General features: G+C 70.6%; 13 protein-coding genes. 5 read left to right on the plus strand and 8 right to left on the minus strand.

Features of this window, described 5'->3' with window-relative positions:
• Both ACTS11_RS03880 and ACTS11_RS03885 read right to left on the minus strand, forming a co-directional pair.
• On the minus strand, positions 1–375 hold a 375-nt coding region (locus ACTS11_RS03880), incomplete at its 3' end, for a CoA transferase (protein WP_442639028.1).
• A gap of 5 nt (positions 376–380) precedes the next feature.
• Positions 381–1,181: a citryl-CoA lyase gene (locus tag ACTS11_RS03885; RefSeq protein WP_442639029.1), complete on the minus strand. Its 801-nt coding sequence runs from the start codon at positions 1,179–1,181 to the stop codon at positions 381–383.
• A 139-nt stretch (positions 1,182–1,320) separates the two neighbouring features.
• Here ACTS11_RS03885 and ACTS11_RS03890 point away from each other — a divergent pair, with 139 nt between their 5' ends.
• From ACTS11_RS03890 to ACTS11_RS03905, 4 genes are all read left to right on the plus strand, one after another.
• Positions 1,321–2,184, plus strand: a complete 864-nt coding sequence (locus ACTS11_RS03890) for a dioxygenase family protein (protein ID WP_442639030.1) — start codon at positions 1,321–1,323, stop codon at positions 2,182–2,184.
• A 7-nt stretch (positions 2,185–2,191) separates the two neighbouring features.
• Entirely contained in the window at positions 2,192–2,992 is an 801-nt protein-coding gene (locus ACTS11_RS03895) for an IclR family transcriptional regulator domain-containing protein (RefSeq protein ID WP_442639031.1), read from the plus strand.
• A gap of 31 nt (positions 2,993–3,023) precedes the next feature.
• The gene (locus ACTS11_RS03900) at positions 3,024–4,526 is read left to right on the plus strand and encodes an amidohydrolase family protein (RefSeq protein WP_442639032.1); all 1,503 of its coding nucleotides are present in this window, start codon (positions 3,024–3,026) and stop codon (positions 4,524–4,526) included.
• A 103-nt stretch (positions 4,527–4,629) separates the two neighbouring features.
• Entirely contained in the window at positions 4,630–5,652 is a 1,023-nt protein-coding gene (locus ACTS11_RS03905) for a uroporphyrinogen decarboxylase family protein (protein ID WP_442639033.1), read from the plus strand.
• 96 nt (positions 5,653–5,748) lie between these two features.
• On the opposite strand, the gene ACTS11_RS03910 is transcribed toward ACTS11_RS03905, so the two are convergent.
• The 4 genes from ACTS11_RS03910 to ACTS11_RS03925 all read right to left on the minus strand — a co-directional run bounded on the left by ACTS11_RS03910 (position 5,749) and on the right by ACTS11_RS03925 (position 11,190).
• Entirely contained in the window at positions 5,749–6,708 is a 960-nt protein-coding gene (locus ACTS11_RS03910) for an ABC transporter ATP-binding protein (protein WP_442639034.1), read from the minus strand.
• The gene (locus ACTS11_RS03915) at positions 6,705–8,582 is read right to left on the minus strand and encodes a dipeptide/oligopeptide/nickel ABC transporter permease/ATP-binding protein (RefSeq protein ID WP_442639035.1); all 1,878 of its coding nucleotides are present in this window, start codon (positions 8,580–8,582) and stop codon (positions 6,705–6,707) included. Before ACTS11_RS03915 ends, ACTS11_RS03910 begins: the two co-directional genes overlap by 4 nt.
• The gene (locus ACTS11_RS03920; RefSeq protein ID WP_442639036.1) at positions 8,579–9,526 is read right to left on the minus strand and encodes an ABC transporter permease; all 948 of its coding nucleotides are present in this window, start codon (positions 9,524–9,526) and stop codon (positions 8,579–8,581) included. Before ACTS11_RS03920 ends, ACTS11_RS03915 begins: the two co-directional genes overlap by 4 nt.
• An 86-nt stretch (positions 9,527–9,612) precedes the next feature.
• Positions 9,613–11,190, minus strand: a complete 1,578-nt coding sequence (locus ACTS11_RS03925; protein ID WP_442639037.1) for an ABC transporter substrate-binding protein — start codon at positions 11,188–11,190, stop codon at positions 9,613–9,615.
• Between the two features lie 105 nt (positions 11,191–11,295).
• On the opposite strand from ACTS11_RS03925, the gene ACTS11_RS03930 reads away from it, so the two are divergent.
• Positions 11,296–11,973 (plus strand): DUF1028 domain-containing protein, encoded by a 678-nt coding sequence (locus tag ACTS11_RS03930; RefSeq protein WP_442639038.1) that lies wholly within the window; start codon positions 11,296–11,298, stop codon positions 11,971–11,973.
• 7 nt (positions 11,974–11,980) lie between these two features.
• On the opposite strand, the gene ACTS11_RS03935 is transcribed toward ACTS11_RS03930, so the two are convergent.
• A complete protein-coding gene (locus tag ACTS11_RS03935; protein ID WP_442639039.1) occupies positions 11,981–12,727 on the minus strand; it encodes a FadR/GntR family transcriptional regulator in 747 nt (248 codons plus the stop codon).
• A 121-nt stretch (positions 12,728–12,848) separates the two neighbouring features.
• Positions 12,849–14,017, minus strand: a 1,169-nt coding sequence (locus tag ACTS11_RS03940) for a fused MFS/spermidine synthase (protein ID WP_442639040.1), incomplete at its 5' end; no start/stop codon positions are given.

The raw sequence follows: 14,017 nt of genomic DNA on the forward strand, positions 1-14,017 counted from the left end.
GCCGAAGCCGGAAATCGCGCAATAGATCAGGTCGGGGCGGACGCGGCGCAGATCCTCCTCGCCCGCGCCGAGCTTCTCGGCGACGCCGGGGCGGAAGTTCTGGATGAACACGTCCGCCGTCGCCACGAGGTCGTGGAGCGTCGCGCGGTCCTCGGGTTTCGAGGTGTCGAGGGCGATGGAGCGCTTGTTGCGGTTGTAGGTCTGGTAGTGCGGCGAGTAGAGCCCGCCCTTGAAGGCGCGGAACGGGTCGCCCGTGCCCGGCCGCTCCACCTTGATGACATCCGCGCCGAGATCGGCGAGGTGCATCCCTGCCGCCGGCCCCGTGATGTAGGTGCCGAGCTCGACGACGCGGAAATCCTTGAGGATCTTGACCATCCGGCTCACTCCGCCGCGTGTTTCTTCGAGGACTTGCCATCGTAGCCGATGGCGAGGTCCGCCTTGTGGGACATGATGAACCCGATGGAGCGCCGCGCCTCCTCGAAGAGATGCGCCGAAAGGCCCGCCGCGCGGGCCAGCAGCGGCACCGCCTTCATCGCGCCCGCGGGCCAGCCTGCGTCGAGCATGCAGGCGGGGATCGCACCCGAGACGTTCACGGGCAAGGGCCGCTCGACGATGCGCGTCGCGTGGGCGCCGAGCAGGCGCAGCGCCTCGACATGGCGCCCCGCGAGGCCGAGCTCGTCCGCGATGGCGAGAAGCCGGTCCGCCCGCGGGTCGCCCGCGCTGTGCTGCGGATGCCCGAGGCCCGCGACCTTCATGCGGCGCGCCTTGTGCTCCTCGAGGCTGGCGATCACGGTCGCCTCGAGATCGCCGTCGCCCGCCCGCTCCACGAGATCGACGAGGTAGCGGCCGGCCGCCTCCGAACTGCCGGCGACGACGCTGCCCATCCCCAGAAGTCCCGCCGCCATGGCCCCCTGCCAGGCATCCGGCCCCGCGGCGAGCGTCATGCGCGCGGCCTGCACCGACGGCACGAGCCCATGCTCCGCGATGGCGACGAGGCAGGCGTCGGTCATGTCGCGCTGCGCGGCGGTGGGTTTCTCGCCGATGACGAGCAGCCAGAAGTAGTCGGTGAAGCCGATGCGGCCGATCAGTTCGTCGCAGAGATCGAGGCCGCGGACCGTGATGCTTTCGGCATCCGACGTCGCGATGGCGGTGAAGGCCTGGTCCTGTTTGCCGATGCGCATGACGCCTTCCTTTTCGCTAGTCGAAAATTTTTCCTCTTGCCGAAAAGTATGGAGCGACCTACCGTCCCGTCAAGACGCAATCTGCCCCGGGCCTCGACCGGGGCGGGGACGGGGACGGCCCGAGGGGAGGGACACGCGGATGCGCGACATCAACCAGTTCACCATCACCGAGGCGGTGAAGAAGTCCTTCCGGACCGAGGAAGGCAGCCGTTTCGAGCAGCTTCTCCACGGGCTGATCGACCACCTGCACGACTTCACGCGCGAGCAGCAGGTCACCCACGAGGAATGGATGCGGGTGCTGATGTTCCTCTACGACTGCGGACAGATCTCCACGCCCGAGCGGCACGAGTTCATCCTGCTGTCCGACGTGCTGGGCTGGTCGGCGCTGGTGGACATGATCAACACGCGCGGCGGCGCCACGGAAGGCTCGAACCTCGGGCCCTTCTACCTCGACGACGCGCCGCGGAAGCCGCTCGGCTCGGACATCTCCGACGGGCGCGACGGCGTCACGATTCTCGTGCACGGAAAGGTCACGGACTCGCTTCACAACCCGCTGCCCGGCGCCATCGTGGACACCTGGCAGGCCGACGGCTCGGGCACCTACCCGATCCAGGAGCAGGCCCAGGGCCAGGACAAGATGGACCTGCGCGGCGTCTTCGAGGCGGACGCGTCGGGCCGCTACTGGTACACGACCGTGCTGCCCAAGCCCTACACCGTGCCCTATGACGGCCCGGTGGGCGAGCTTCTGCGGGCGGGCAACCGGCACGCGTGGCGACCCGCGCACCTCCACTACATCGTCCGTCATCCGGGCATGGCCGCGATCACCACCGAGGTGTTCTTCGAGAAGATGGACTACCTCGAGAACGACGCGGTCTTCGGTGTCCGCAAGTCGCTGGTGGCGAAGGTCTCGCCGGCGAAGGACGTCGACGCGCTCGGCTACGAAGTCGCGGCGAAGCCCGACGCCGTCGTGGAATTCGACTTCATCCTCGCACCCGAGAGCTGAGACGGGCATGGCGGGAGGCGCGCGTCCGGCGGAGTTCGTGGAGGCGCTGGCCAACGGGCTCGCCATCCTCGAGGCCTTCGACGCCGGGCACCCGGAGATGACGCTGTCGGAGGTGGCGCGGCGCGTGGGCCTCTCGCCCGCCACCGCCCGCCGATCGCTCATCACGCTCTCGGAACTCGGGTATGTCGGCCAGGAGGGCAAGCGCTTCCACCTGAAGCCCAGGATCATGACGCTGGGCTCGGCCTTCTACTTCTCGGCGCGGGTGGACGAGCTTCTCCAGCCCGACCTGCGCGAGCTGGTGAACCGCTTCGGCGACGCCTCCTCGGTGGGCGCGCTCGACCGGACGGACGTGATCTACGTGGCCCATGTTTCGGTCCAGCGCGCCCGTCGCGCGGCGGCGGTCATCGGCGCGCGCTACCCGGCCTACGCGACCTCGATGGGCCGGGTGCTCCTCGCCGGGCTGGGCGACGACGAACTCGACCGCCGCCTCGCCGCGACGGAGTTCCGGGCGCTGACCTCGAGGACCTGCACCGATCCCTGCCGGATCCGCGAGGAGGTGCTGGCCGTCCGCGCCCAGGGCTACGCCACCACCGTCGACCAGCTCGACTACGGCATCACCGCGCTCGCCGTGCAGATCCGGGACGCGGGCGGCCGCACCGTCGCGGCGCTCAATTCCTCGGGCTACACCGGTGTCGTCACCCCCGAGAGCCTGATCGCCGAACGCCTGCCCGCCCTGCGCGAGGCCGCGTCCCACATCGCCCACGAGATCGTCAGATACCCCGTCCTCCAGTCCGTGCTGGGGAGCTGACGGGACAGAACCAGAGGGAGGAGAGACACCCATGTGCAGACTTTGCGCGCCCACGACACCCGCGGCCCGCTGCCCGAGCTTCGGGCACATCTTCCGCGCACCCGCCGGCGAGACCTCGAGCGGCGCGCAGGCCGCGGCGGCGGCGCGGACCAACATCACGGCGGCCTCGCTGCCGCAGCTCTCGGGACAGGACGGCGTGCGCATCCTCATCAAGGGCGGCGTGGTCATGTCGGTCGATCCCGACGTGGGCAACTTCGCGAAGGGCGACGTGCTGATCGAGGGCACGAAGATCGTCGCCGTCGGCCGCGACATCGAGGCCGCGGACGCCCACGTGATCGACGCGGCGGGCAAGATCGTGATGCCGGGCTTCATCGACACGCACCACCACCAGTTCGAGACGGGACTGCGCTCCACCCTGTCGGACGCCATCGTGGTGAACGACGGCCGGCCCGAGAACGCGCGGAACTACTACGAGGCGATGCTGCTCGGCTTCTCGCAGCACTACCGGCCGCAGGACGTCTACATCAACGAGCTCTACGGCGGGCTCGCCCAGCTCGACGCGGGCGTGACGACGGTGATGGACGTGAGCCAGATCCACCACTCCGCCGAGCATTCCGACGCCGCCATCGAGGGCCTGCGCGACGCGGGCCGGCGCGGCGTCTTCGGCTATTTCGAGGGGTGGTGGGAAGGCAAGGAGCATCCGGGCGGCGCGCGGCGCATCCGCAAGGAGTATTTCAGCTCGGACGACGGGCTCCTCACCATGGTCATGGGCGGCGAGATCTACATCGAGGGCTACGAGGAGATGTGGAAGATCGGGCGCGAGCTCGACCTGCAGATCGCGCTCCACGTCGTCACGACCTTCGGGATGACGCCGACCTTCGACGCGCTCGCGAAACAGGGCATGTTCGGGCCGGACAACATCTTCATCCACATGACCGGCATGACCGACGAGGCCTGGCAGGCGGCGGCGGACGCGGGCGCGCATGTCTCTCTCTCGGTGCCGATCGAGATGCACATGCGCCACGGCGCCCCGCCGATCCAGAAGGCGCTCGACCTCGGCATGTCGATGTCGCTGTCCTCGGACGTCGAGTGCACCATGTCGGCGGACTTCTTCACGCAGATGCGCTCGCTCGTCACGCTCCAGCGGATGCACGCCAACGAGCTTGCGCTCTCGGGGGCCGAGAGCTTCCCCGCCCTCATGCGGACGGCCGACGCGATCCGGCACGCCACCATCGAGGGGGCCAGGGGCCTGCGGCTCGACCACCGGACCGGCAGCCTGACGCCCGGCAAGGAGGCGGACATCATCCTTCTCGACGCCGAGGCGATCAACGTGGCGCCGCTCAACAACGCGGCGGGCGCTGTGGTGACGCTGATGGACCGCACCAACGTCGACACGGTCATGGTCGCGGGCCGCATCCGCAAGTGGCAGGGCCGCCTCCTCGGCCACGACCTCGACAAGCTCCGCCGCGAGCTCGAGGAAAGCCGGGACTACATCTTCGAGAAGGCGGGCGTGCAGCACGACCTCTTCGCCTGACGACATGCGCCGGGCCCCGCCCGCCAAACCGGCGGGCGGGGCCGCCGCCTTTCCCAATTCCCGGGGCCGCTCCCGCGCACGCCCCGACGCCGGAGACCTGACCATGCTCTTTCCCACGTCCCTCGTCGGCTCCTACTGCCAGCCCGACTGGCTGATCGACCGCGAGAAGCTCCGCGGCCAGTTCCCGCCGCGCACCCGCGCGAAGGAGCTCTGGCGCATTCCCGAACCGCTCCTGAAGGAAGCGCAGGACGACGCCACCCGCGTCGCCATCCGCGAGCAGGAGGAGGCGGGCCTCGACATCGTCACCGACGGCGAGATCCGGCGCGAAAGCTACTCGAACCGCTTCGCCACCGCACTCGACGGGCTCGATCTCGACAATTACGGCGAGGTTCTGACCCGCTCGGGCAAGCCGGTGCCGGTGCCGCGCATCGTGGGGCCGATCCGGCGCTCCCACCCGGTCGAGGTGGAGGACCTGAAGTTCCTGCGCGCGCACACGGACCGCAAGGTGAAGATCACGCTTCCCGGCCCCTTCACCATGAGCCAGCAGGCGGTCGACGAACACTACGGCGACCCGGCGGAGGCCGCGATGGCCTACGCCGCCGCCGTCCGCGAGGAAATCGCGGACCTCTTCGCCGCCGGCGCCGACGTGGTGCAGCTCGACGAACCCTGGATGCAGGCCAGGCCCGAACTCGCCGAGGAGTTCGGCCTCGCCGCGCTGAACGCCGCGCTCGAGGGGGCGGCGGGCACCACCGCCGTCCACATCTGCTTCGGCTACGCGGCCATGACGAAGGAACGCCCCGACGGCTATTCCTTCCTGCCGCAGCTCTCCGACTGTCTCTGCGACCAGGTCTCAATCGAGACGGCGCAGGCGAACCTCGACACGAGGGTGCTCGAGACGATCCGCGGCAAGACGGTGATCCTGGGCGTGCTCGACCTTGCCGACATGACGGTGGAGACGCCCGAGATCATCGCCCACCGCATCCGGCGCGCGCTGCCGCATGTCGAAGCCGACAAGGTCGTCGTGGCGCCCGACTGCGGGCTGAAATACCTGCCCCGCGACGTGGCGTTCGGCAAGATGAAGGCGATGGCGGACGGCGCGGCGATCGTCCGGCGCGAGACGGCCTGAGAGGAACCGCGGCAGCGCTCCGCCCCCCACACGCGGCGAAGGGACATGAGCGCGGGGACGGCGGGCGCGATGGCGGGGCGGTGCGCGTGACGCGCCTCATGGCGCGAGAGGGTGGTGGCAGGCCACCGGATGCCCCCCGGCGCGGCCCTCGAGCGCCGGCACCTGCGCCGCGCAGAGGTCCGACGCGTAGGGGCAGCGCGCGCGGAAGGAACAGCCCGAGGGCGGGTTCAGGGGGTCGGGCAGCTCGGTGTCGCGGGCTTCCGGGGCGCGAAGCGGCCGGCCGACGACGGGCGCACTGTCGGCGAGCAGCTTCGTGTAGGGATGGCGCGGCGCGCGGAACACGTCCTCGGCCCGGCCGAGTTCCACCACCGAACCGAAGTAGAGCACCGCGATGCGGTCCGACACCGCCTCGACCACGGCGAGGTCGTGGCTGATGAAGAGGTAGGTGAGCCCGAGCCGCGCCTTGAGATCGGCGAGCAGGTTCAGCACCTGCGCCTGCACCGACACGTCGAGCGCCGAGACCGGCTCGTCGAGGATGAGGATGCGCGCCTCGGCGGCCAGCGCGCGGGCGATGCCGATGCGCTGCGCCTGCCCGCCGGAGAACTCGTGCGGATAGCGGTCGAGGAACTCCTCCCGCAGGGAGACGGTGTCGAAGATCTCGGTGATCCGCGCCCTCCGCCTTTCCGCGTCCATCCCGTGGAGAAGCTTCAGCGGCGCCTCCATGATCTGGCGGATGGTCTTGCGCGGGTTGAGACTGCTGATCGGGTCCTGGAAGACGTACTGGATGCGCCGCCCGAAGACCGCCGGATCGGCGGTGTCGAGCGCGGCGCCCTCGATCTCGATGGTGCCGGTCGTGGGCTCCAGAAGGCCCACGAGCATCCGCGCCAGCGTGGACTTGCCGCAGCCGCTTTCGCCGACGATGCCGAGCGTTTCGCCGGGGCTTACGTCGAGCGTCACCGGGTGGACCGCGCGCACGCCCGGGCGCTCGGGGCCGAAGAGGGTGCGGCCGAGCGGGAAGGTCTTGGACAGATCCCGGAGGCGGAGCGCGGGGGTCATTCGGCGGCCTCCTTCCGGCTCACGGGATGGATGCAGCGGAGCGCGCGCGCGCTCTCCCGCTCGAGCGCGATCTCGCCCGTGCGGCAGGCCTCGGTCGCCCGGTCGCAGCGGGGCGCGAAGGCGCAGCCGGGCGGCAGGTCGTTCACGGGCGGCGGCAGGCCGGGGATCGCCTCGAGCCGCCTGCGCCCGGCCCCCAGTTCCGGCACGCAGGCCATGAGCCGCGCGGTGTAGGGATGGCGGGGGCTGTCGAGAATGTCGCGCGTCGGCCCCTCCTCCACGATGCGCCCGGCATACATGACGGCGACCCGGTCGCAGAGCTGGCCCACCACCCCGAAGTCGTGGGTGATGAACACGATGGCGAGACCCCGCTCGCGCCGGAGGTCGTCGAGGAGCGACAGGATCTGCGCCTGCACGGTCACGTCGAGGGCGGTCGTGGGCTCGTCGGCGATGATCACGTCGGGATCGTTGGCGAGCGCCATGGCGATCCCGACGCGCTGGCGCATGCCGCCCGACATCTCGTGCGGGTAGTCGTTCACGCGGGATGCCGCGTTCGGGATGCGCACGGCCTCGAGCAGCTCGATGGCCTTCCGCCGCCCCTCCTCGCGCGAGATGGCGCGGTGGACCGCGATCGCCTCGATCAACTGGTCGCCGACGCGGTAGAGCGGGTGGAGCGTGGCGAGCGGGTCCTGGAAGATGTAGGCGACCTCCCGCCCGCGGAGCGTGCGCAGGCGCCGGTAGGGCGCGCCGATCAGATCCTCGCCCCGGTAATGCACCGACCCGCCGGTCACGACCCCGGGCGGCGAGGCGACGAGGCCCATGACGCTGAGCGCCGTGACCGACTTGCCCGACCCGCTCTCGCCGATGATGCCGAGGCATTCGCCGGGCTTCACGGCGAGCGACACGCCGCCCACGGCGCGATAGACGCGGTCGCGGACGTGGAACTCCGTCCTGAGCTCGTCGAGCGTCAGGATACCCTCCGTCGCCTGCGGCGCGGCCTCGCGGTCGCGCGCCACCAGCGTCGCGGCCATGGGCCGGTTGAGCGCGCCGGACTTCAGCCGCGGGTCGAGCGCGTCGCGCACCCCGTCGCCGAGGAGGTTGATCGCCATGACGATGACGAGGATCATCAGACCAGGCACGACGGAGGTATGCGGGTTGGTGATGAGCGCCGACCGCGCCTCGCCCAGCATCGAGCCGAGATCGGCCACGGGCGGCTGCGAGCCGAGGCCGAGAAAGCTGAGGCCCGCGGTCTCGAGGATCATCCAGCCGACCGTGGTGGACATCGCGATGACGATGACGGGCAGGACGTTCGGCAGAATCTCCGTCAGGATGATCCGCGCGTCCGACATGCCGGAAAGCCTGGCCGCGTCCACGAATTCCTTGTGCGCGATGCCGACGGTGATGCCCCGGATGTTGCGGGCGAAGAAGGGGATGTTGACGGCCGCGACCGCGATCAGCGCGTTCATCAGGCCCGGGCCCAGCGCCGCCACGATGGCGAGCGCGAGCAGGATGTAGGGAAACGCCATCAGCATGTCGACGCCGCGCATGATGACGTTGTCCGTCCGGCCGCCGTAGTAGCCGGCGACGATGCCGATGGCCGCGCCGATGGTGGCGGCGACGAAGGCCGCGGCGAAGCCCACGGCCAGCGACAGGCGCGTGCCCCACATGAGCCGGGACAGGAGATCGCGGCCGAGGTGGTCGGTGCCGAGGATCGCCCCCTCCGAGAACGGCGGCAGGAAGCGGTTGGCCGTATCGGTCACGTTGGGCGGCTTCAGCGGCAGCACGGGCGTCAGGACCGCGAGGACGACGACGACCGCCATGACGATCAGTCCGCCCAGCGCGAGGCGGTTGCGCGCGAGGAGGCGCAGGAAGCTCACGTCTTGATCCTCGGGTCGAGGAGCGACTGCGCCACGTCGACCACGATGTTGAAGAGCACGTAGCAGGCCGCCACGAAGACGACGCCGCCCTGCACCAGCAGGATGTCTCGCCGGAGGATCGCGTCGACCAGCATCCGGCCGACACCGGGCCACTGGAACACGACCTCGATATAGACCGCGCCCGACAGGACGAAGCCCGCCTGGATGCCGAGAACGGGGATGATCGAGACCATCGCGGCCCGGAGCGCGTGGCGCCAGATCACGCCGCGCTCGGGCACGCCCTTGGCGCGGGCGGTGCGGATGAAGTCCTGCCGCAGCACCTCGAGCATGGCCGAGCGCGACAACCGCGCGACGACGCCCGTGGCCACCACCGACAGCGCGAGCGCGGGCAGCGTCAGGTGCCGGATCAGCGCGAAGAGGTCCCGGTCCCCGTAGATCGGCCACATCCCCGAGACCGGGAAGAGTCGCAGGTTCACCGCGAAGGTGAGGATCATCATCATGCCGAGGAAGAAGGACGGGATGGAGATGCCGAGGAGCACGACGAAGGTGATCGCCTTGTCCGCCGCGCCGTACTGGTTCGCCGCCGAGACGACGCCCGCGACGATCCCGAGGACCGAGCAGAGAACGAAGCTCGTCCCCGCGAGGATCAGCGTCGCGTTGAAGCGCTCGAGCACCTCGTCGAGCACCGGGCGGTTGAGCGCGAAGCTCCGCCCGAAATCGCCCTGGAGCATGTTGGAAAGCCAGATGAAGTACTGCTGCACCAGCGGCTTGTCGAGGCCGAGGTCCTCGTTCAGGCGGGCCACGTTCTCGGGCGTCGCGAAGCTGCCGAGGATGGCTGTCGCCGGGTCGCCGGGGATCAGCGCCATGATCGCGAAGACGATGACCGAGATGCCGAGGAGCACCGGGATCGCCGACAGGAGGCGGCGCAGGATGTAGCGGGTCATGGGCGGGCTCCTGCCGACGGGCACCGGCCTTCGGGGGCGCGCGGATCGTGCCGCGGCGGGGAGATGCCCCCGCCGCGGCCATGCTGTCAGTTCTTCACCACGTCGTCGAGCAGCAGGAAGAACGACGGTTCGAGCTGGAAGTTGCTGACCGCGTCGCTCGTCACCGCGTTCTGCACCCAGTTCGCCACGAAGACCCAGGGCGCGTCCTCCTGCACGATGGCCTGCATCTCGCGGTAGAGCTCGGCCCTGCGGTCCTGGTCGGTGGAGGTGCGGGCCTCCTCCAGCAGCGCGTCGACCTCGGGGTTGGAGTAGTAGCCCGAGTTGAAGCCGCCGTTCTCGGGGAAGGCCTCGGTCCTGAGCGCAAGGTAGGGCAGCGTGTCCGGGTCGTTCGTCATCCACGCCATCTGCGCGGCGTCGGCCTCACCTTCGAGGCCGGGGTTCACGCGGCCGAGGAAGGTGTTCCACTCGTAGGTCTCGATCGTGACGTCGAAGCCCACGGCCTCGAGATCGGCCTGGATCGCGGTGCCCATCGCCACGGGGTCGAGCATCCCCGAGCCGCCTTCCGTGACGTAGAAGGTGATCTCCGGGTTCTCCACGCCCGCCTCGGCCAGCAGCGCACGGGCGCGGTCGGGGTCGTAGGGATAGGGCTCGAGCTCCTCGTTGTAGGCCCAGGGGAAGGCGGGCGGCGTCGGGCCGGCGGCGACCGCGGCGGTGCCCTCGAGCACGTCGTTGACGATCGCCTCCTTGTTGATCGCGTAGTTCGCGGCCTGCCGCACGGCCTGCTCGGTGAAGGGCCCCTCGCGCATGTTGAGGATCAGGAACCAGACATGCGGCCCCGCCTGCTCGACGACATTGAAGCTGTCGCCCTGGAACTCCGACAGGGCGACGGGCGGCACCTCGACCATGAGGTCGATCCCGCCCGAGAGCATCTCGGCCACGCGGGTGTTGGCGTCGGTGATCGGGCGGAAGATGACCGCCTCGAGCTCGGGCGCGCCGTCCCAGTAGTCGGCGTTGCGCTCGATCACGACCGCCTCGTTCGAGCGCCACTCGACGAAGCTGAAAGGTCCGGTGCCGGACGGGTTCCGCCCGAAATCGGCCCCGTGCTCCATCACCGCGGCGGGCGAGACGATGAGGCCGGTCGGATAGGCGAGGTTCGACAGGAAGGGCGCATAGGGCGCGTTCAGCGTGAAGCGCACGGTCATGTCGTCCACCGCCTCGACGCTCTCGACCGCCGAGAAGAAGAAGCTCAGCGGGAAGGGGCCGGTATCGTGGTAGGGGTGATCCTCGTTCAGCATCCGCTCGAAGTTGAAGACCACCGCCTCGGCGTCGAAGGGGCTGCCGTCGTGGAAGCTGACGCCGTCGCGCAGGGTGAAGGTGTAGACCGTGCCGTCCTCCGAGATCTCCCAGTCGGTGGCGAGCGCGGGCTCGACCTCGAGCGTGCCCGAGGCATAGCGCACGAGGCCGTCGTAGACGTTCATCAGGATGCGGAAGTCGTTCACCGCCGTCACCGCATGGGGGTCGAGCGCCTGCGGCTCGGCCACCTGCCCCACCACCAGCACGCCGGGCGGCGTCTGCGCCGCAAGCGGGCCCGGCACCGACAGGGCCAGGGCGAGGGCCGCGCCCCCGGCCAGCGCCGCGCGCCGCGTCAGGTCAAGAATTCTCATGTCGTTCCACCTCTCCTGTCGGGGTTGTCGATATTTTTCACTATAAATTCCATGACGCCAAATTATCATGATAAATGCAAGGCACAGGCAGGGGAGGCTCGCCGGATGACCATTTCCATCCTCGCGATCGATGAAAAAACAGGCCGGATCGGCGGTGCGGCGATGACCGGAAGCCTCTGCGTGGGCGGCTGGGTGCTGCGCGGCACGCCCGAATCGGGCATGTCGGCGAGCCAGGGGACCGCGCCCTCGACGCTCTGGGGCGAGGAGGTTCTGGCGCGGATGCAGGCGGGACGCGCGGCGCGGGACGCCGTCGCGGAGGTGACGGCGCCGGACGCGGGCGGCGCGCACCGCCAGCTCGCGGCGCTCGACCCCAGCGGCGGAACGGGCGCCTTCACCGGGGCCGCGAGCGTCGGCTATGCCGGGGCGCGCGAGGCGCCGGGCGTGGTTGTCTCGGGCAACATGCTCGCCGGTCCGCAGGTGATCGACGCCGCGCTGGAGGGTCTGCAGGCGGCCGCGGCGATGCCGTTCGGCGAACGCCTGATGGCGGCGCTCGCGGCGGCGGCGGCGGCGGGGGGCGACGCGCGCGGCCTCCTCTCGGCCGCCCTCCTCGTCGTCGGCCGCGACGCCCCGCCCCTGACGCTCCGGATCGACCATGCCGCGGACCCCCTCGCGGCGCTGGCCGAGCTCTACCGCGTGGCCCACGCCGAGCCCTACCACGGCTGGACCAAGGTGGTGCCGGTCCTCGACGATCCGATGCGCGCGCCCGCCGCCGACCCGGCCTGAGGCCCGCCTACTCGGCCATGAAGCGGTGCTGGACCTGCGCTTCCTGCGCCTGCATCAGCGCCTCGGCGGTCTCCATGTGGCGGCGCATGATGGCGCGCGCGTCGTCCGCACGGCCATCGCGCAGGGCGGCGATCAGCGCGGTCTGCGAGGCGAGGCCCTTCTCGTAGAGCTCGCGGTTGGGCGGATCATAGAGGCGGCGGTAGACGGTCATGTCCGTCAGGATGCGGCTCATGAAACTCACCACGAAGGCCAAGAGCGCGTTCTCCGAGAAGTTCGCAAGCTTGCGGTGGAAGGCGAGCGAGGCGACGTGCTGGTCGCGCTCCTGCTCGGCGCTTTCCGCGGGTCCGCCGTAGCTCGCCACGATCTCCTCCAGCTGGGCGAGCTGGTCTTCGGTCAGGCGTCCCGCGAGGGAGGCGGCGAGCTCGGGCTCCAGCACACGGCGAAGCTGGTATATGTCGGCGACCGAGAGGTTCCGGAAATAGAAGTAGTTGGCGAGCAGCGCCTTGGCGCGGTCGGCGGTGACCTCGCCGACGAAGCTGCCTCCGCCCGGCCCGGTCCGGGTCTCGATCAGCCCCTGCGCCTCGAGGATGCGCATCGCCTCGCGGATCGTGCTCTTGGCCATGCCGAAGCGCGCGATGAGTTCGGTCTCGCCCGGAAGGCGGTCGCCCTGCCGGAGCTTCTGCTCGACGACCCATTCCTTGATCGCCTCGGCCACACGGACGGGCCGGGACCGGCGCTCGCGCCTGTCCGGCATCGGCGGCCGCTGTCGGGGACCCTTCTCCGGGCGAGGCTCGGTCATGGCGGGTGCGCGGCTCCTTCGGTGTCGGCGCGGTACTGAAACCTGCGTCCTCTCGCCCGCGGTTTCAACCGGCCCGTCAGCGGTGCCCGACCCAGCCGCGGTCGTCGGTGAAGGCGCGGCCGGGCGCGATGCGGGCCGGTTCGTAGCCTTCGGGCAGCGTCTCGAGCGGCGCCAGAGGGCGGGGCGAGGCGGCCAGCACGACATTGCCGGTGCCGCGCGGGCTCAGCGGTCCGCGCACCGCAACCACATGCGGCCAGAGGCGCGTCAGGATCGCGTAGGTCCCGCGCGCCAGCGGGCCGTCGGGCGCGTCGATCAGGTTGACGTAGACCGGCCCGTCGACGATCTCGCGGAGCCGCGCGAAGGTCTCCATCGTCACGAGGTGCGCGGGAACCGAGCCGGAGGAGAAGGCATGCATCACCGCGGCGTCGTACCGGCGGTCCGTCTCGTTGAGGTAGACCCGTCCGTCCGCGTGGACGATGCCGAGCCGCCCACCCGGTGGCGCGTCGCCGGACGCATCGTAGCCGACGCGCGCGATCGTCTCCCCCGCCCAGGGCAGGTGGCGCGTGACCACCTCGGTGATCAGCGGGTCGATCTCGACCGCGACCGCCTCCGCGCCGGGCCGCGACGCGAGGAGCTGCGTCGGCAGCGTGTAGCCGCCCCCGCCGATGAACAGGACCGAGGGCGCTGGGCCGAGGTCTCGCTCCATGCGGTTCCAGATCCAGGCCGTGTAGGGCAGGACGAGCTGCGCCTCTCCTTCCGCCGGCACGGCCCGCTCCGCCGCCTGGCGGGTCCGGTCCGAGTAGAGACTGACCGCGCCGCCGCTCCGCACGACGTCGATGCAGGAGAGCCCGGATTCGTAGCGGCAGACCGGCCCGAGGGCGAGGCTGCCCGCCACCAGCAGCCCCACAGACAGGAGCGGCGCGAAGGACATCGTCGTGGCCGCGCCGTCCCCGTCCGACCCGCGCACGAAGGGCACGCAGAGGAGCGCCGCGGCCGCACAGCCCGCGAAGGTCGCCGCCGACCCGGCGAGCGGCAGCGCGACGAAGCCCGCGAGCACGGCGCCGAGGATCGCGCCGAGCGACCCCGCCGCGAGGACGAGCCCCAGCGACGACCCCTCGCGGCCCGGGCGCGCCTCGACCGCGAGCTTCGCCAGCAGCGGCGAGGGCGCGCTGATCAGGACGGAGGCCGGGAAGAAGGCGACGACGACCGCCACCAGCATCCCCCCCGTGCCGCGCGCGCCGGAGG

It is taken from the genome of Roseicyclus sp. (genome assembly GCF_052168335.1).
GTDB lineage: Bacteria > Pseudomonadota > Alphaproteobacteria > Rhodobacterales > Rhodobacteraceae > Roseibacterium.